Origin of the sequence: Pantoea sp. X85, assembly GCF_029623675.1 — a bacterium.
In the GTDB taxonomy this organism is placed as follows: Bacteria; Pseudomonadota; Gammaproteobacteria; order Enterobacterales; family Enterobacteriaceae; genus Pantoea; species Pantoea leporis.
Map to the genome: position 1 here is coordinate 4,137,023 of NZ_CP121108.1, position 18,523 is coordinate 4,155,545.

General features: G+C 55.3%; 15 protein-coding genes. 8 read left to right on the forward strand and 7 right to left on the reverse strand.

Annotated features, from left to right (window positions below):
• The first annotated feature begins 1 nt into the window (after position 1).
• Both trmH and recG read left to right on the forward strand, forming a co-directional pair.
• On the forward strand, positions 2 to 697 hold the full coding sequence (gene trmH / locus P6287_RS19370) for a tRNA (guanosine(18)-2'-O)-methyltransferase TrmH (protein ID WP_101760710.1): 696 nt from the start codon (positions 2 to 4) through the stop codon (positions 695 to 697).
• Positions 694 to 2,772 carry an ATP-dependent DNA helicase RecG gene (gene recG, locus P6287_RS19375; protein WP_277974292.1) on the forward strand — a complete coding sequence of 693 codons (2,079 nt, stop codon included), beginning with the start codon at positions 694 to 696 and terminating at the stop codon, positions 2,770 to 2,772. The genes trmH and recG overlap by 4 nt, the downstream gene beginning before the upstream one ends.
• Here recG and P6287_RS19380 read toward each other — a convergent pair.
• On the reverse strand, positions 2,769 to 3,254 hold the full coding sequence (locus tag P6287_RS19380) for a MarR family winged helix-turn-helix transcriptional regulator (protein ID WP_110868425.1): 486 nt from the start codon (positions 3,252 to 3,254) through the stop codon (positions 2,769 to 2,771). The genes recG and P6287_RS19380 overlap by 4 nt on opposite strands.
• 70 nt (positions 3,255 to 3,324) lie before the next feature.
• On the opposite strand from P6287_RS19380, the gene P6287_RS19385 reads away from it, so the two are divergent.
• From P6287_RS19385 to P6287_RS19395, 3 genes are all read left to right on the forward strand, one after another.
• Positions 3,325 to 4,260, forward strand: coding sequence for a zinc-binding alcohol dehydrogenase family protein (locus tag P6287_RS19385; RefSeq protein ID WP_277974293.1), 936 nt, complete (start codon positions 3,325 to 3,327; stop codon positions 4,258 to 4,260).
• 92 nt (positions 4,261 to 4,352) lie between these two features.
• Positions 4,353 to 5,738, forward strand: coding sequence for a uracil-xanthine permease family protein (locus P6287_RS19390; RefSeq protein ID WP_277974294.1), 1,386 nt, complete (start codon positions 4,353 to 4,355; stop codon positions 5,736 to 5,738).
• Positions 5,739 to 5,860: 122 nt separating this feature from the next.
• Positions 5,861 to 7,540 carry an AsmA family protein gene (locus tag P6287_RS19395; protein ID WP_277974295.1) on the forward strand — a complete coding sequence of 560 codons (1,680 nt, stop codon included), beginning with the start codon at positions 5,861 to 5,863 and terminating at the stop codon, positions 7,538 to 7,540.
• Positions 7,541 to 7,632: 92 nt separating this feature from the next.
• Here the strand turns inward: P6287_RS19395 and fabY are convergent, their stop codons facing one another.
• From fabY to typA, 5 genes are all read right to left on the reverse strand, one after another.
• Positions 7,633 to 8,580: a fatty acid biosynthesis protein FabY gene (gene fabY, locus P6287_RS19400; RefSeq protein ID WP_101760715.1), complete on the reverse strand. Its 948-nt coding sequence runs from the start codon at positions 8,578 to 8,580 to the stop codon at positions 7,633 to 7,635.
• 59 nt (positions 8,581 to 8,639) lie between these two features.
• Positions 8,640 to 9,077, reverse strand: coding sequence for a D-aminoacyl-tRNA deacylase (gene dtd / locus P6287_RS19405; protein WP_101760716.1), 438 nt, complete (start codon positions 9,075 to 9,077; stop codon positions 8,640 to 8,642).
• Positions 9,074 to 9,946 (reverse strand): virulence factor BrkB family protein, encoded by an 873-nt coding sequence (locus tag P6287_RS19410; RefSeq protein WP_101760717.1) that lies wholly within the window; start codon positions 9,944 to 9,946, stop codon positions 9,074 to 9,076. The genes dtd and P6287_RS19410 overlap by 4 nt, the downstream gene beginning before the upstream one ends.
• Positions 9,947 to 10,543 carry a glucose-1-phosphatase gene (gene yihX, locus P6287_RS19415; protein WP_101760718.1) on the reverse strand — a complete coding sequence of 199 codons (597 nt, stop codon included), beginning with the start codon at positions 10,541 to 10,543 and terminating at the stop codon, positions 9,947 to 9,949. It abuts the gene before it with no gap.
• 184 nt (positions 10,544 to 10,727) lie between these two features.
• Positions 10,728 to 12,548 (reverse strand): ribosome-dependent GTPase TypA, encoded by a 1,821-nt coding sequence (gene typA / locus P6287_RS19420; protein ID WP_008109794.1) that lies wholly within the window; start codon positions 12,546 to 12,548, stop codon positions 10,728 to 10,730.
• Between the two features lie 439 nt (positions 12,549 to 12,987).
• On the opposite strand from typA, the gene glnA reads away from it, so the two are divergent.
• From glnA to glnG, 3 genes are all read left to right on the forward strand, one after another.
• Positions 12,988 to 14,397, forward strand: a complete 1,410-nt coding sequence (glnA, locus tag P6287_RS19425) for a glutamate--ammonia ligase (protein WP_007885243.1) — start codon at positions 12,988 to 12,990, stop codon at positions 14,395 to 14,397.
• 187 nt (positions 14,398 to 14,584) lie between these two features.
• Positions 14,585 to 15,634, forward strand: a complete 1,050-nt coding sequence (gene glnL, locus P6287_RS19430) for a nitrogen regulation protein NR(II) (RefSeq protein ID WP_277974296.1) — start codon at positions 14,585 to 14,587, stop codon at positions 15,632 to 15,634.
• A gap of 7 nt (positions 15,635 to 15,641) precedes the next feature.
• On the forward strand, positions 15,642 to 17,051 hold the full coding sequence (glnG, locus tag P6287_RS19435; RefSeq protein WP_008109800.1) for a nitrogen regulation protein NR(I): 1,410 nt from the start codon (positions 15,642 to 15,644) through the stop codon (positions 17,049 to 17,051).
• Between the two features lie 51 nt (positions 17,052 to 17,102).
• Here glnG and hemN read toward each other — a convergent pair whose 3' ends face one another.
• A complete protein-coding gene (hemN, locus tag P6287_RS19440; RefSeq protein WP_277974297.1) occupies positions 17,103 to 18,476 on the reverse strand; it encodes an oxygen-independent coproporphyrinogen III oxidase in 1,374 nt (457 codons plus the stop codon).
• Positions 18,477 to 18,523 lie beyond the last annotated feature (47 nt).

Sequence of the window (18,523 nt, forward strand, 5' to 3'; positions counted from 1 at the left end):
CATGAACGCTCAACGTTTTGCCCGAATTCAGGAGATGCTGGCCCTGCGCCAGCACGATCTCACCGTTTGCATGGAACAGGTGCATAAACCGCATAACGTCTCGGCAGTGATCCGTACCGCCGATGCGGTGGGCATTCATGAAGTGCACGCCGTCTGGCCAAGCGTGCGTATGCGCACCATGGTTTCCGCTTCGGCCGGCAGCAACAGTTGGGTGAAGGTTAAAACGCATCAGCATATTGCAGATGCAGTACGTCATCTGAAGGATGAAGGCATGCAGGTGCTGGCGACCAATCTGTCCGCCAAAGCGGTAGATTTTCGCGACATCGATTACACCAAACCGACCTGCATTCTGATGGGTCAGGAAAAAACCGGTATTACCGCTGAAGCGCTGGCGCTGGCCGATCAGGACATCGTTGTGCCGATGGTGGGCATGGTGCAGTCGCTCAATGTCTCGGTGGCTTCCGCGCTGATTTTGTATGAAGCGCAACGTCAGCGACAGAATGCTGGAATGTATCAGCGCACCTATAGCCTGCTGGATGAAGATGAGCAGCAGCGTTTGCTATTCGAAGGTGGTTATCCGGTGCTGGCGCGCGTTGCCAAGCAGAAAGGCCTGCCGTATCCGCACATCAATGGTCAGGGCGAAGTAGAAGCCGACGCCGAGTGGTGGGCCACCATGCAATCAACAGGTAGAAAATGAAAGGCCGTCTGCTGGATGCCATCCCGCTCAGTACCCTGACCGGCGTCGGCGCCAGTCAGGCGGGCAAGCTGGCCAAACTTGGCCTGTTCACCATTCAGGATTTACTGCTGCATCTGCCACTGCGTTACGAAGACCGCACCCAATTGTATAAAATCAATGACCTGCTGCCGGGCGTTTATGCCACGGTGGAAGGTGAAGTGCTGAGCAGCGAAATCACTTTTGGTCGCCGCCGCATGTTGGTGTGCCAGATCAGCGACGGCAGCGGCATGCTGACCATGCGTTTCTTCAATTTCAATGCCGGGATGAAAAACAGCCTGTCGCCGGGCCGCCGCGTCACCGCCTACGGCGAGATTAAGCGCGGTCAGCGCGGTGCTGAAATCATTCATCCCGAGTATCGCGTGCAGGGCGAACAGGGCGGCGTTGAGCTGCAGGAAACCCTGACGCCGGTTTATCCCACTACCGAAGGCATTCGCCAGGCGACACTGCGCAATCTCACCGATCAGGCGTTGACGTTGCTGGAGAGCTGCCCAATTGCCGAGCTGCTACCGTCCGAGCTGAGCGGCGGGCTGATTAGCCTGCCGGATGCCCTGCGCACGCTGCATCGTCCACCGCCGGATCTGCGTCTGAGCGAGCTGGAAACCGGCCGCCATCCGGCACAGAAACGCTTAATTCTGGAAGAGCTACTGGCGCATAACCTCAGCATGCTAGCCGTACGCGCCGGTGCGCAGCGCCATCATGCATTGCCGATGACGGCGCGCCACGAGCTGGTTGATCAGCTACTGGCGGCGCTGCCCTTCTCGCCAACCGGTGCGCAACAGCGTGTGGTGGCAGAAATTGAAAAGGATTTGGCCAACGATTTTCCGATGATGCGTTTGGTGCAGGGCGATGTCGGCTCCGGTAAAACGCTGGTAGCCGCACTGGCGGCACTGAACGTCATCGCACACGGCAAACAGGTAGCGCTGATGGCGCCGACCGAACTGCTGGCCGAGCAGCATGCCAACAACTTCCGCCAGTGGTTTGCACCGCTGGGAATTGAAGTGGGCTGGCTGGCGGGCAAGCAGAAAGGCAAAGCGCGCGAAGCGCAGCAGGAAGCCATTGCCAGCGGTCAGGTCGCGATGGTGGTCGGCACCCACGCGCTGTTCCAGGAACAGGTGAAATTCAACGGCATGGCGCTGGTGATCATTGATGAGCAGCATCGCTTTGGCGTGCACCAGCGCTTAGCGCTGTGGGAAAAAGGCGAGGAACAAGGTTTCCATCCGCATCAGCTGATCATGACCGCTACGCCGATTCCGCGCACGCTGGCGATGACGGCTTACGCCGATCTCGATACCTCCACCATCGACGAATTACCGCCAGGTCGTACGCCGGTGACCACGGTGGCGATTCCCGATAGCCGCCGCAGTGAGATCATCACGCGTGTGCAAAGCGCCTGTCACGAAGGGCGTCAGGCTTATTGGGTGTGTACGCTGATTGAAGAGTCAGAAGTGCTGGAAGCGCAGGCGGCGGAAGCAACGTGGGAAGAGCTGAAAGTGGCGCTGCCCGATTTGCAGGTTGGTCTGGTGCACGGCCGCATGAAGCCCGCCGAAAAGCAGGCGGTGATGGCGGCGTTTAAGGCTAATGAAATCCAGCTGCTGATCGCCACCACGGTGATCGAAGTGGGCGTGGATGTGCCGAACGCCAGCTTGATGATAATCGAAAACCCGGAACGTCTCGGTTTGGCTCAGTTACATCAGCTGCGCGGCCGCGTTGGGCGTGGTGCTGTCGCTTCACACTGCGTGTTGTTGTACAAAGCGCCGCTCAGCAAAACCGCGCAGAAGCGGTTGCAGGTGCTGCGCGATAGCAATGACGGCTTCGTGATTGCCCAGCACGATCTGGAGATTCGCGGTCCGGGTGAAATGCTCGGCACACGTCAAACCGGCAACGCCGAGTTTAAAGTAGCGGATTTACTGCGCGATCAGGGCATGATTCCCGAAGTTCAGCGCGTGGCGCGTCATATCCACCAGCACTATCCAGAGCAGGCGCAGGCACTGATTGAGCGCTGGCTGCCGGAAACCGAGCGCTACAGTAACGCTTAATCCGCCGTCTTGCTTTTATCGATGGCAATAAAATCCCCAACAAATTTCTGCAGCAGACGCGCCAGCTCGGCGCGCTCTTCATCCGGCCAGCTGGCAAACAGGTTCTGATAAATTTGCGCGCGCGCCGCATCGATTTTGTCGGTCATTGCTTTACCTGCCGCAGTGATCACCGCTTCATTCACCCGTTTGTCTTTGGCATTTTTCTGGCGCTGCGCCAGCCCTAACTCCTCCAGCTTCGCCACCTGACGACTGACGGTGGTGTAATCGCGTCCGGCCCGCTCCGCCAGCTCCACCACGCCAATTGGCCCGAAGCGACCGATTTGAATCAGTAGCGGAAACAGCGCGCGATCAAGCTGAATATTTGACTCTTTTATCAATAATTCATCACGTTGTGGACGATTGAAAGTTCCTACAATCATCAGCAGCGCATTGTGCAGATCATCAAATGCAGCACTATTATGTGTATTTTGCACGCTTTTCATTGACGTTATCCTGAGGCAAGCCTAATGTGTGCATATTACACATAGTTTCCACTTAACTGAAGGTGAAAGCATGAAAGCAGCGATAGTTTCCGCGGCAGGTGAACTGCCCGTTTACGGTGATTTTCCTGAACCGCAGGCCGATGAAAGCCATGTGGTGTTAACAGTGAAAGCCGCCGCCGTTAGCCAGCTGGCAAAAGCACGCGCCGCCGGAACGCATTACAGCGCGGCCGCGCACTATCCCTTTATTACCGGCATTGATGGTACCGGCACGCTGAGTAATGGCGATCCGGTTTACTTCCTTGCCTTTAATGCACCTTGGGGCAGCATGGCGGAGAGAACCTTAGTGCCCGCCGACAGCATCGTTTCGTTGCCGCCGAAATTGGATCCGGTGCTGGCCGCTGCGCTGGCGAATCCGGGCATGTCATCCTGGGCGGCATTAACCCGACGCGCCCAGCTGCGCACTGGTGAAACCGTATTGATCAATGGAGCAACCGGCACGTCGGGCGGTTTAGCGGTGCGTATCGCACAGCATCTGGGTGCAGGCAAAATTATCGCCACCGGTCGTAATCGCGCCGCGCTGGATCAACTGCGCGCGCAGGGCGCCGACCTCACTTTCACGCTGGATGAATTGCCGGACGCGTTACCGGCGTTGATGAAAGAAGGTGTTGATGTGGTACTCGATTATCTGTGGGGCCAGAGCGCACTCGATATCATGCACGCCGCCGTAGCGGGCGGAGAGAAAACGGTACGCTTTGTACAAATCGGTTCCTTAAGCGGACAGGAAATTACCCTGCACAGCAAACTGCTGCGCTCGTCCGGGCTGACATTAATGGGCAGCGGCCTCGGCAGCGTGTCGGATAAAGAGTTGATCGCCTGCATCGGCGAAATGCTGAAGGCCGCCGCCGAGAGCGATTTTTCGATCGCCTTCCAGATGCGCTCGCTGAGTGACGTCGCGCTGGCGTGGCAGGAAGATGACAGCCGTTGCCGTACGGTGTTTACGCTTTAGATCAACGGAAGTAAAAAGGGGCATTGCAAACGATTGCTTTCACAACGCAACCGTTTAAAATCGCCCCTTTGTTGTAATTGAGAACGTCCACCATGTCCGTCAACACCGCTGAAACTCGCCAGCCTGCCAGCGCTGCAAGCCCGAAAAGTGAACTGATTTACCGCCTCGAAGACCGTCCACCGTTACCGCAAACCTTGTTTGCTGCCTGTCAGCATTTGCTGGCGATGTTTGTCGCGGTGATTACGCCTGCGCTGCTGATTTGCCAGGCGCTGGGTTTACCGGCACAGGACACGCAACACATCATCAGCATGTCGCTGTTTGCCTCGGGCGTGGCATCCATTCTGCAAATCAAAACCTGGGGACCCGTGGGCTCTGGCCTGTTGTCGATTCAGGGCACCAGCTTTAACTTCGTGACGCCGCTGATCATGGGCGGCATGGCGCTGAAAAATGGTGGCGTTGATGTGCCGACCATGATGGCGGCGCTGTTTGGCACGCTGATGGTGGCGTCTTGTACCGAAATGGTGCTGTCACGCGTGTTGCACCTGGCGCGCCGCATCATTACGCCGCTGGTTTCCGGCATTGTGGTGATGATTATTGGCCTGTCGCTGATTCAGGTCGGTTTGACCTCCATCGGCGGCGGCTTTGCGGCGATGAGCGATCACACGTTTGGCGCTCCGAAAAACTTGTTGCTGGCGGCTTCGGTATTGGTGGTGATTATCCTGCTTAATCGTCAGCGTAATGCTTATCTGCGCGTGGCTTCGTTGGTGATCGCGATGGCGGTAGGTTATGCGCTGGCCTGGGCGCTGGATATGCTGCCCGCCACCAGCACGCCAGCCGATCAGCCGCTGATTGCCGTGCCATCGCCGCTCTACTACGGCCTGGGCTTTGACTGGAATCTGCTGATCCCGCTGATGTTGGTGTTTATGGTGACCTCGCTGGAAACCATCGGCGACATCACCGCGACTTCTGATGTTTCCGAGCAGCCGGTAAGTGGCCCGCTGTATATGAAGCGTCTGAAAGGCGGCGTGTTGGCCAACGGTCTTAACTCCTTTGTCTCAGCGCTGTTCAACACCTTCCCGAACTCCTGTTTTGGCCAGAACAACGGCGTGATTCAGCTTACCGGCGTTGCCAGCCGCTATGTGGGCTTTGTCGTGGCGCTGATGCTGATCGTGCTTGGCCTGTTCCCAGCCGTGAGTGGTTTTGTGCAGCATATTCCAGAATCGGTGCTGGGCGGTGCCACCATTGTGATGTTTGGTACCATCGCCGCATCTGGCGTGCGCATCGTTTCGCGTGAACCGCTGAATCGTCGTGCCATCATGATTATCGCGCTGTCGCTGGCGGTAGGTTTGGGCGTTTCTCAGCAGCCGCTGATTCTGCAATTTGCCCCGGACTGGCTGAAAACCCTGCTTTCATCTGGCATTGCGGCCGGTGGTATTACCGCCATCGTGCTGAACCTGATCTTCCCGCAAGAAAAGTAATCCTGCAGGCAGGCTTCGGCCTGCCTGATATTTATCCGCATTTACATCCAGGCTGTTGAGCTGTAACGGTAATTCAGGCATAACAACCACTCACCGGATAAATATCGGGATGGATGAGTGCGATGAAATTTTTAGGCAAGTTTTTCCTTACCTTACTGCTGCTAATTCTGCTGGCGCTGGTAGTGCTGTATGTGTTGCTACAAACACAATGGGGCGCAGGTTGGTTTAGCCGCTGGGTAAGCGATAAAACCGCCTGGCATCTCTCTCTCAGCAAGATTGAGCACGACTTTTCCTCCCCTTCGCATATCATTCTCGATGACTTCAGCTTTGGTCATGATGGTCAACCCGCCGTATTGGTGGCGAAACGCGTTGATCTTGGCCTGGCGCTGGTTCAGTTCAGCGATCCACTGCACTTCAACAGCATCGAAGTGCGCGACGGTGAAATCAATCTCGCCAATCAAGCGCCCGATACCACGCTGCCGATTCAGGCCAATCGCCTGCAGCTGAATAATGTGCGTATTGAGAATCCGCACAGCGCATTGCCGATGACCGCTCAGCGCGTGAACGGCGGTCTTCTGCCGTGGAAACCGCTGCCTAACGACGTGCTGGGCAGCGATGCGCAGTTCCAGATCAGCGCTGGCACCCTGACGCTGGATGGCGTACCGGGTAACAACGTGCTGCTGCAGGGCAGTATCAAGCAACGTCGTCTGGTGCTGAGCAATATCGGCGCCGATCTGGCGCGCGGTTCGATGACCGGCAACGCCGAGCGCGATGCGCAGGGCAACTGGAAGATCGACCAACTGCGCCTCAACGATATCCGCCTGCAAACCCATCAAAGCCTGAGCGACTTCCTCAATCCGCTGCGCGCTGTGCCTTCTGTGAGCATCAACCGTCTGGATATGACCGATGCGCGCCTGCAAGGACCTGACTGGGCGGTGACCGATCTCGATTTAACCCTGAAAAATGTCACCCTGCGCGGCGATGATTGGGAAAGCGATGGCGGTTCTCTCTCCATGAATGCCGGGAATTTTATTAACGGTGGCTTTGAGCTCAACGATCCTATCGTCAATGCCGATCTCTCGGCGCAGGGCATCGCGCTGACGCAGTTCAGTTCGCGCTGGGTGAATGGCGTGGTGCGCGCCAGCGGCAACTGGACGCGCAGCGACAAACGTCTGACGCTGGATGAACTGGCGATCGCCGGGCTGGAATATACTTTGCCGCAAAACTGGCGTGAACGCTGGCAGCAAACCTTACCGGACTGGCTGGATAGCGTGCTAATAACCCGCGCTACCGCCAACCGTAACCTGATTATTGATATCAATCCGGCGTTCCCGTTCCAGATGACGTCACTGGATGGCAACGCGAATAATCTGCTACTGGCGCGTCAACATCAGTGGGGAATCTGGTCCGGTAAAGCCAGCTTCAACGCGGCCGAAGCCACCTTCAATCGTACCGATCTGCGTCATCCGTCCATTGCGCTGAATGCCAACGATCAACAGATTCAGGTAACGGAATTGAGCGCCTTTAACGGCAGCGGTTTACTGGAAGGATCAGCAACGGTTGGGCAGGATGCGCAACGTCCGTTGACGCTGAATCTGAAAGGCCAGGCTGTGCCGGCAAACGTGCTGGGCAATTGGGGTTGGCCAACGCTGCAGTTTAGCGGTAACAGTAATTTACAGCTGCAGCTGAAAGGTTCTCTGAACGCCAGCGCGCCGCTGCGCCCCAGCGTGGATGGCACGTTGTCGGTAACCACCGATGCCCAAGCTGTACAGCAAACGATGCGTGGCGGGCAAGTGCAATAATTCTGTAGCGGCGCGATTCATTGCGCTCTTTTGACTTTAAAAAGCGATGCGCAATAAATTGCGCCGCTACAGTATGTAAAAAAATTGCAGGACTAATCGATACGGGCGCCGGAGCCGCCCTCTTCCAGTGCTCCGTCAGAATCGGCGGGCAGCACGATATACACACCTTCGAATACCGCGCCCAGCTCATCATCCCCGAACAGCTCCACTTCCATCTGCACGCGCGCTTTGCGGCCACGCGCCAGACGATCAAGATCGCCGCTGAGCGAGCCGAGATCGGCAATCGCGCCCGGACGGCCGCTGATCGGTTTGCTGTAGCGAATATGCGCATCCGCCAGAATAATGGTGCCACCGAGATGGCGCTCGCGCAGCAGCAGCCAAATTAAACCCCAACCGGTGAGCGTGGCGAGCGAGAACAAGCTGCCCGCAAATAGGGTGTGATGGGGATTCTGGTTGCCCGCTTCGGGCATGGTGGTAACGAATTTCTGCCCGGTATATTGCAGAATGCGCACGCCCATTTTTTCACTCAGCGGAATGTGCTCGTACCAGGCTTGTTGCAGCTGTCCGCACCAGTCGGCGCGATGCAGAATATCGTCGAGCGTCACAACCGGTTTAATCATCAGGAAGTGACGCACCGGCGTGGTTTGCGGCGCGGTGATTTCGCCCTGATTGACGTAGCCGAGCTTGGCAAAGAATTCGACGGCGTCTTCACGCGCGCTACAAGTGACGCGTTTTGCCCCTTCCTGACGCGCGACCGATTCCAGCGTCATCGCCACCAGCGTGCCAAGACCTTTGCCCTGCACCGAAGGATGCACGGCGAGGAAGCGAATCGCGGCTTCGTTCTCGGCATTGATGTACAGACGGCCGATTGCCACCGGTTTGCCTTGCTCATCCACCACCATTTGATGATGCGCCAGCGCATCCCAGGCATCACGCTCAGAACCCTGCGGCTGACGCAGCGGCTTTCGTAACATTTCCCAGCGGAACTGGTAATACATATCCAGTTCTTCCGCCGTTTGCGGTACGCGAAGATGATACATAAAGTGATTCTCTCGTTCGAAGCTTGCGTGGCTAAGTCCTTGCCGCTCGGCTGAAACCCTCACACCTGTAACCAGAAGGTCACCGGACCATCGTTTACCAACGAAACCTGCATATTGGCGGCGAAGCGCCCGTTTGCGGTGGCCACGCCCTGTGCTCGGCAGCAATCGCTAAAGTATTCATAGAGGCGCTCGGCTTCCGCCGGTTCTGCGCCGCCAGAAAAAGAGGGACGCATACCTTTATTGGTATCTGCGGCGAGAGTGAATTGCGACACCACCAGCACGCTGCCACCTGCCTGCTGCACATTAAGATTCATTTTGTCATTCTCATCCGCAAAGATACGGTAGCCCAGCACGCGCTCGGTTAATCGCTGCGCTTTTTGTTCGTCATCGCCCTTTTCCACACCCAATAACACCAGCAAGCCGGCGCCAATTTCGCCCACTGTCGCGTCGTCAACGCTGACACTGGCGCGGCTGACGCGCTGAATCAAAGCAATCATGTTTCCTCACGTTCTTTTTCGCGTTCCTGCTGTTTTAGCTGGCGATAGTCATCCAGCGTGACGGTGATTTCCGCGCCTAACAACACAATACACCACGACCAATAGACCCATAGGAACAGAATGGGGATGACCGCCAGAACGCCGTAAATTAACTGATACGAAGGGAACATCGTAACATAGAGCGCAAAGCCTTTTTTACCCAGCTCGAACAGCAATCCGGCAACAATGGCGCCGATCAGTGCATCACGCGTCGGCACGCGCCGCGTCGGCACAATGCTATACAGCAGCCAGAAAGCGAGGATCGAGAGGCACAGCGGGAATATGCGCAGCAGATGATCGATCAAGCTGGTGACGCCCGTGACGTTCACCCAGCGCAGCGACAGCAGATAGGAGCTGAGCGCTAAACTTGCGCCGGCCAGCAGCGGGCCCAGCGTTAAGATCATCCAGTAAACAGCAAAGGAGTAGACCATTGGACGCGGTTTATCGCTGCGCCAGATGGCGTTCAATGCGCTGTCCACCGAATGCATCAGCAGCAGCGCGGTGACGATCAACCCCACAATGCCGACCGCCGTCATCTTATTGACGTTGGCGACAAACTGATCGAGATAACGCTGAATCACGTCGCCCGTTGCCGGAATGAAGTTGGTAAAGATGAAGTTCTTCAATTGCACGCTGATGTCCGAGAACATCGGAAAAGCAGCAAACAGAGCGAACACCACGGCAATCAGCGGCACCAATGCCAGCAATGAGACGTAGGCGAGATTACCCGCCTGCGTCGTCATGTTGTCATCGTCAACGCGTCGCCACAGCAGTTTTACCCACAAATAAAAGGCATGCGCCGAGTGGCGCAGATGTCGATGGTTCAGCACTCAGAGACGACCCGCAAACCAGTCCGGCACAGTTTTCTCATCAACCACCAGCACGCTCTCAATGCCGAGTGCGCGCGCAGCGTCGATATTGGCCTGATTATCATCGAAAAATACCGCCTGATCGGCCTGATAACCTTCGTGCTGCAGCACATAGTTGTAGATGCGCGCTTCCGGCTTACGCATGCCGATATCCTGCGACATATAAAGATGATCGGCCGCCTGTTGAACATCGGGATATTGGGTTGGCCAGAACTCGAAGTGCAGCTGATTGGTATTGGACAGGATCACCACGCGCTCGCCATTGGCACGCAGCTTGTTCATGATCGCCAGCGTTTCCGGACGCACGCCGACAAAGACCGCCTGCCAGCCAGCGGTGAATTGCGGATAGCTCAACGCGATATCCAGCTGGTCGCAAATGCGCGCAGCGAATTCTGGATCGCTGATTTCGCCACGTTCGTGTTTCTCAAAAGCCTCATCCATGCGGAAACGACTTTGTAGCGTGGATAACGGCACGCGCCCTAAGTCGCTCCAGACGCCGAGCACACGATTGAAATCGATATCAACAATCACATTGCCTAAATCAAAGATGTACAGCATGACGCCTCTCCTTTTCGTTCCCTGGATCATTCACTTTAGCGGCAAAAGTGGGAGCTGAACAGGGACGAGGGGCGGGAAATCAGTAATCTGGAAGCGGAGGCAAACTTCATTAAGCGAGCGTTGCAGCGGGTTGCAGGCATAAAAAAGCCCCGCGGGTGCGGGGCTCAATATCAGACTGTTTCGCTTACTCTTTGCTGCCGCGAGAAGAACGTTTACGATCGTTCTCGGTCAGATGACGTTTACGAATACGGACTGACAGCGGAGTCACTTCTACCAGTTCGTCATCATCGATGAACTCGATAGCCTGTTCCAGCGTCATTTTCTGCGGTGGAACCAGAGTGGTGGCTTCGTCAGTACCTGACGCACGCATGTTGGTCAGTTTCTTACCGGTCAGACAGTTTACTGTCAGATCGTTAGAACGGCTGTGAATACCGATGATCTGGCCTTCATACACTTCCGCACCGTGACCGAGGAACAGCTTGCCGCGGTCCTGCAGACCGAACAGGGCGAACGCTACCGCTTTACCCTGACCGTTCGAGATCAGCACGCCGTTCTGACGCTGGCCCACTTCGCCCGGACGAACATCGTCGTAGTGGCTGAAGGTGGAGTACAGCAGACCAGTACCTGAAGTCATGGTCATGAATTCGTTACGGAAGCCGATCAGGCCACGGCTTGGGATCATGTAGTCGAGACGTACACGGCCTTTACCATCTGGATCCATGTTTTTCAGGTCGCCTTTACGCTCACCCATCGCTTGCATCACAGAACCCTGATGGGTTTCTTCGATGTCGAGGGTCACGTTTTCGAATGGCTCCTGCTTACGGCCTTCGTGCTCGCGGAAGATAACTTTCGGACGGGATACCGCCAGCTCGAAACCTTCACGACGCATGTTTTCGATCAGAACCGACAAGTGCAGCTCACCACGACCGGAAACGCGGAACGCATCCGAATCTTCGGTTTCTTCAACGCGCAATGCCACGTTGTGTACCAGCTCTTTGTTCAAACGCTCCAGGATCTGGCGCGAGGTCACGAACTTACCTTCTTTACCGCAGAACGGTGAGGTGTTCACGTTGAAGAACATGGTAACGGTTGGCTCATCAACGCTCAGGGCTGGCAGCGCTTCCACATTCTGCGTGTCGCAGATGGTGTCAGAGATGTTCAGCTCGCCCAGACCGGTGATCGCGATGATGTCGCCCGCTTCTGCCAGGGTACTTTCGATACGTTCCAGACCCAAGTGGCCCAGCACTTTACCGACTTTACCGTTACGGGTTTTGCCTTCGCTATCAATGATAGTGACCTGCTGGTTCGGCTTCACGGTACCGCGCTTGATGCGGCCGATGCCGATCACGCCCAGATAGTTGTTGTAGTCCAGCTGCGAGATCTGCATCTGCAGTGGCGCTTCAACTTCAACCTGAGGTGGAGAAACGTGGTCAACGATCGCCTGATACAGCGGGGTCATGTCGTCAGCCATGTCGGTGTGTTCCAGACCCGCGATACCGTTCAGCGCCGAAGCGAAGATGATCGGGAAGTCCAGTTGCTCGTCAGTCGCATCCAGGTTAACGAACAGGTCAAATACCTGATCAACAACCCAATCAGGACGCGCGCCCGGACGGTCAACTTTGTTGATAACCACAATCGGCTTCAAACCATGAGCAAATGCTTTCTTGGTTACGAAGCGGGTTTGCGGCATAGGGCCATCCATCGCATCTACAACCAGCAGCACCGAATCCACCATGGACATGACGCGCTCCACTTCACCACCGAAGTCGGCGTGTCCTGGGGTATCAACGATGTTGATACGGTAGTCATTCCATTTGATGGCGGTGTTTTTTGCGAGGATGGTAATCCCACGCTCTTTCTCCAAATCGTTGGAGTCCATTACGCGCTCAGTCGCTTCGGTACGAGCATCAAAAGTACCGGACTGTTGGAGCAGCTTGTCAACCAGGGTGGTCTTACCATGGTCAACGTGCGCGATGATGGCGATGTTACGCAAATTTTCGATCACAGCTTTGCCTCAGGCATTATAGAAATAACGCGGTATTGTACACGGATTAAGCGGAAGACTGAACATGATCACAGATTTCGCCAAAAGTTTCTTGTAGCGCTGGTTTTTAGCACCGTTTACGGTGCATTAATCTGCACTGCGATAGTAATTTGCACCAAATTGGTGCTTAACTTCACCTGTGGCGCACCATAACGATGCATGCAATCCATCCTGGTGCAGCCTTCGACTCACGAAAGGGCGCATTGTAGCGCCATTTTCGCCATTGTCATAAAGTTGGCACAGAATTCGCTTTATATATTTTAAGCGAAAACGACAGTTATAAAACGGTTGAAAGAGCTTGCCGAGATCTTTGGTTAGGAGTGGTCAGCAGTCGTGACACATTCCCGGCAACGAAGTTCTCTCACCATGACGATAATGACCATTTCCAGGAGAGTTGAGTATGTCCGCTGAACACGTTCTCTCGATGATGAACGAGCATGAAGTTAAGTTTGTTGACCTGCGTTTTACCGATACCAAAGGTAAAGAACAGCACGTTACTATCCCTGCTCACCAGGTTAACGCTGACTTCTTCGAAGAAGGCAAAATGTTCGATGGCTCCTCCATCGGTGGCTGGAAAGGCATTAACGAATCAGACATGGTGCTGATGCCGGATGCAACCACTGCAGTCATGGATCCGTTCTTCGAAGACTCGACCCTGATCATCCGTTGCGACATCCTTGAGCCAGGCACACTGCAGGGCTACGACCGTGATCCACGCTCCATTGCTAAGCGTGCAGAAGAGTTCCTGCGTTCTTCAGGCATCGCGGATACCGTGCTGTTTGGACCAGAGCCAGAGTTCTTCCTGTTCGATGACATCCGTTTCGGTTCTTCTACTTCAGGTTCACACGTGGCTATCGACGATATCGAAGCAGCTTGGAACACCGGTAAAGAGTACGAAGGCGGTAACAAAGGTCACCGTCCAGGTCTGAAAGGCGGTTACTTCCCAGTGCCACCGGTTGACTCAGCACAGGACATCCGTTCTGCCATGTGTCTGACCATGGAGCAGATGGGTCTGGTGGTTGAAGCACATCACCACGAAGTAGCCACAGCTGGTCAGAACGAAGTGGCAACCCGCTTCAACACCATGACCAAAAAAGCTGACGAAATTCAGATCTACAAATACGTGGTGCACAACGTTGCTCACGCGTACGGCAAAACGGCAACCTTTATGCCTAAGCCAATGTTCGGCGATAACGGTTCTGGTATGCACTGCCACATGTCTCTGTCAAAAGGCGGCGTGAACCTGTTCTCTGGCGACAAGTACGGCGGCCTGTCTGAAACTGCTCTGTTCTATATTGGCGGTATCATCAAGCACGCTAAAGCGATCAACGCCCTGGCGAACCCAACCACCAACTCTTACAAGCGTCTGGTCCCAGGCTACGAAGCGCCAGTTATGCTGGCTTACTCTGCCCGTAACCGTTCTGCTTCTATCCGTATCCCAGTGGTAGCCAGCCCGAAAGCACGTCGTATCGAAGCACGCTTCCCGGATCCAGCGGCTAACCCATACCTGGCATTCACCGCGCTGCTGATGGCCGGTCTTGATGGTGTTATCAACAAGATCCACCCTGGCGATGCGATGGACAAAAACCTGTATGACCTGCCACCGGAAGAAGAAGCTGAGATTCCAAAAGTTGCAGGTTCTCTGGAAGAAGCACTGAATGCACTGAACGAAGACCGCGAGTTCCTGACCCGTGGCGGCGTGTTCACTGATGACGCTATCGATGCGTACATCGAACTGCGTAAGCCAGAAGTTGACCGCGTGCGTATGACTCCGCACCCAGTTGAGTTCGAACTGTACTACAGCGTTTAATTTAAAAATTTCAGCTCCCTGTTCACGCACTCTTTTTGCTGCGTGAACAGCCTGAAAGATTTTTAATTGCCGTGGAAACTTTAGCCCATCTCCGGATGGGCTTTTTTCTCCGCGCATTCATGGTTCGAAGCACAGATTTCCGTCCTGAAAGGCTATAATGCACTAAATTAGTGCAGAGGAACGCTGTATGGCAACTGGCACGCTGCCCGACGCGGGGCAGATTCTCAACTCCCTGATCAACAGTATTTTGCTGGTCGATAACGATTTAGTTATCCATTACGCCAATCCGGCGGCTCAGCAATTACTGGCGCAAAGCTCACGTAAATTGTTCGGCACGCCATTACCGGAATTAACCGGCTATTTTTCGCTGAATATTGAGGTGATGAGCGAGAGTCTCGGAGCTGGCCAGGGCTTTACCGATAGCGAAGTCACTCTGGTGGTTGATGGCCGTGCGCACATTATGTCGCTCACGGCACAGCGCTTGCCGGATGGCTTAATTCTGCTGGAAATGGCGCCGATGGATAATCAACGTCGTCTTAGCCAGGAACAAATTCAGCATGCTCAGCAGGTCGCTGCCCGCGATTTAGTGCGCGGTCTGGCGCATGAGATTAAAAACCCGCTGGGAGGATTACGTGGCGCCGCGCAGCTACTGACTCGCGCGTTACCCGATCCTTCCCTGCATGAATATACGCGCATCATCATTGAGCAAGCCGACCGCCTGCGTAATCTGGTTGATCGTCTGCTTGGCCCGCAACAGCCGGGCTTGCACGTAACGCAAAGTATTCATCAGGTTGCCGAACGCGTGGTGAATCTGGTGTCGATGGAGCTGCCGGATAACGTTTCGCTGGTGCGCGATTACGACCCAAGCCTGCCGGAACTGCCGCACGATCCCGACCAGATTGAACAAGTGCTGTTGAATGTGGTGCGAAACGCGCTGCAGGCATTGGGCGATGAAGGCGGCACCATTGTGATTCGTACGCGTACCGCCTTCCAGCTCACGCTGCACGGCACGCGTTACCGCTTAGTCGCGCGTATTGATATTGAAGATGACGGCCCAGGCATTCCGGCCCAGCTACAAGATACCCTGTTCTATCCGATGGTTAGCGGACGCGAAGGCGGCACCGGTTTAGGTCTGTCCATCGCCCGTAGCCTGATCGATCAGCATTCAGGAAAAATAGAATTTAACAGTTGGCCAGGTCACACCGAATTCTCGGTTTACCTGCCTATTCGCCAGTGAGGTTTCTATGCAACGAGGGATAGTCTGGATCGTCGATGACGATAGCTCCATCCGCTGGGTGCTTGAAAGGGCACTCACTGGAGCCGGTTTGAGCTGTGCAACCTTTGACAGCGCTAACGAGGTATTGGACGCGCTCGCAAGCAAAACCCCAGACGTATTATTGTCAGACATTCGTATGCCTGGCATGGATGGACTTGCGCTGCTGAAACAGATTAAGCAGCGCCATCCGATGCTACCGGTGATCATTATGACCGCGCACTCCGATCTGGATGCGGCCGTCAGCGCTTATCAGCAAGGTGCGTTTGATTACCTGCCAAAGCCGTTTGATATTGATGAAGCGGTCGCGCTGGTTGAACGTGCGATTAGCCACTATCAGGAGCAGCAGCAGCCGCGTAATCAGCCTGTCAGCGGCCCAACCACCGACATTATCGGCGAAGCGCCGGCAATGCAGGATGTGTTCCGCATCATTGGTCGTCTTTCACGCTCCTCAATTAGCGTGCTGATCAATGGTGAATCCGGTACCGGTAAAGAGTTGGTGGCACATGCGCTGCATCGCCACAGTCCACGCGCGAAATCTCCTTTTATCGCGCTGAACATGGCGGCGATTCCCAAAGATTTGATTGAATCTGAGCTATTTGGTCACGAGAAAGGCGCGTTCACCGGTGCCAACCAGATTCGTCAGGGACGTTTTGAGCAGGCCGATGGCGGCACGCTGTTCCTTGATGAAATTGGTGATATGCCGCTTGATGTGCAAACCCGCTTATTGCGCGTATTGGCCGATGGCCAGTTTTATCGCGTTGGCGGCTATGCGCCGGTAAAAGTGGATGTGCGTATCATCGCGGCAACCCACCAGAATCTTGAGCTGCGCGTGCAGGAAGGCAAATTCCGTGAAGACTTGTTCCATCGTCTTAACGTGATCCGCGTTCATCTGCCGCCGCTGCGTGAACGACGTGAAGATATTCCGCGCCTGGCGCGTTACTTCCTGCAGGTTGCTGCACGCGAGTTAGGGGTGGAAGCGAAGATTCTGCATCCCGAAACCGAAACCGCGCTGACGCGTCTGCATTGGTCCGGTAACGTGCGCCAGCTGGAAAACACCTGTCGCTGGTTGACGGTGATGGCAGCTGGCCAGGAAGTGTTGATTCAGGATCTGCCGCCTGAACTGTTTGAATCCAGCACGCCAGACAATCCGGTGCAATCGTTGCCGGACAGCTGGGCTACGCTGCTGGCGCAGTGGGCAGATCGCGCCTTGCGTTCCGGTCATCAAAACCTGTTGTCGGAAGCACAGCCGGAGATGGAGCGCACGCTGCTCACCACCGCGCTGCGTCATACACAAGGGCACAAACAGGAAGCGGCGCGCTTGCTCGGCTGGGGACGAAATACCCTGACGCGTAAGTTGAAAGAGCTGGGGATGGAATAACGCGCACGTTTTGCGTTTTGAAACCGGGGAGCGAATGGGCTCCCCGTTTTTTTATATCACTCGCGAGAATTGCTGCATGCGCACCTTTTGGCGCATATACACATCGAAGCACATACAGATGTTACGAATCAGCAACCGACCGACGCCGGTAACGTGCAGGCTGCGACCGTGCTGCTCCACCAATCCATCCGCCACCAGCGGCGCTAACAGCGCTAAATCCTCGGCAAAATAGTGTTCAAACTCAACCGGGTATTGCGCCTCTACCGCGGCAAAATCCAGTGCGAAATTACAGATTAAGGCTTTAATCACATCGCGGCGCAAACAATCATCGTTACTCAAGGTAAGCCCGCGCCACAGCGCATTGCCGCGCTGCTCGACATCTGCGTAATAGGCTTTCAACTCTTTGTGATTTTGCGCATAGCTGTCGCCCAGCATGCTGATGGCCGACACGCCCAAACCGAGCAAATCGGTTTCGCCCTGTGTGGTGTAACCCTGAAAATTACGATGCAGTTCGCCAGCGCGTTGTGCCACCGCCAGCTCATCCTCCGGACGCGCGAAGTGATCCATACCGATAAACTGATAGCCTTCGCCGGTTAAGGTGGCGATGGTTTCCTGCAGGATCTGCAGTTTCTGTGCTGCACCTGGCAGCTCCTCATCTTTAATTTTACGCTGCGCAGCGAACAGTGAAGGCATGTGCGCATAATTGAAGACGCTGAGGCGATCGGGATTGAGTGCAATAACGCGCTGTAAAGTAAAGGCGAAGCTTTCCGGCGTTTGCAGCGGTAAGCCATAAATCAGATCAAGGCTGACCGAACGGAAGCCTTGCTCACGCGCACGCTGCACCAGAGCGAAGATGGTTTCTTCATCCTGCACGCGATTCACGCGCTCCTGCACCGCTTTATTAAAGTCCTGCACGCCCATGCTCAGGCGATTAAAACCTTCCGCGCGCAGATGATCGATCATCTCCAGTTCGATTTCACGTGGATCAACCTCGATCGACATTTCGACGTCATCGGCAATCGTAAAATGCTCGCGTAGCAGCGCCACCAGCCGGCTCACCTGCTGCTGGTTGAGGAATGTCGGCGTGCCACCACCCCAGTGCAATTGAGTGACGCAGCGGCCCGCAAAGAAGGGCGCACGCTGACGGATTTCCTGCTCCAGCACATCAAGGTAGCGATCGGCTTTATGCAGCTGGCGCGTCACGATTTTATTGCAGCCACAAAAATAACAAAGCCGATGGCAAAACGGGATGTGCACATACAGCGATAACGGACGATCGGGATAGCGTTGCACGGCTTGCTGAAAATCTGCCTCACCAAATTTCTCACTGAATTCGAGCGCGGTGGGATAAGAGGTATAACGTGGGCCAGCGTAGTTGTATTTTTCGATGAGGCGCTGATCCCAATCAATCTGCTGCGATGACATGCTCACTCCTTACGGTGACGTCGTCTGAGAGAGGGTCGCGTAGCTGA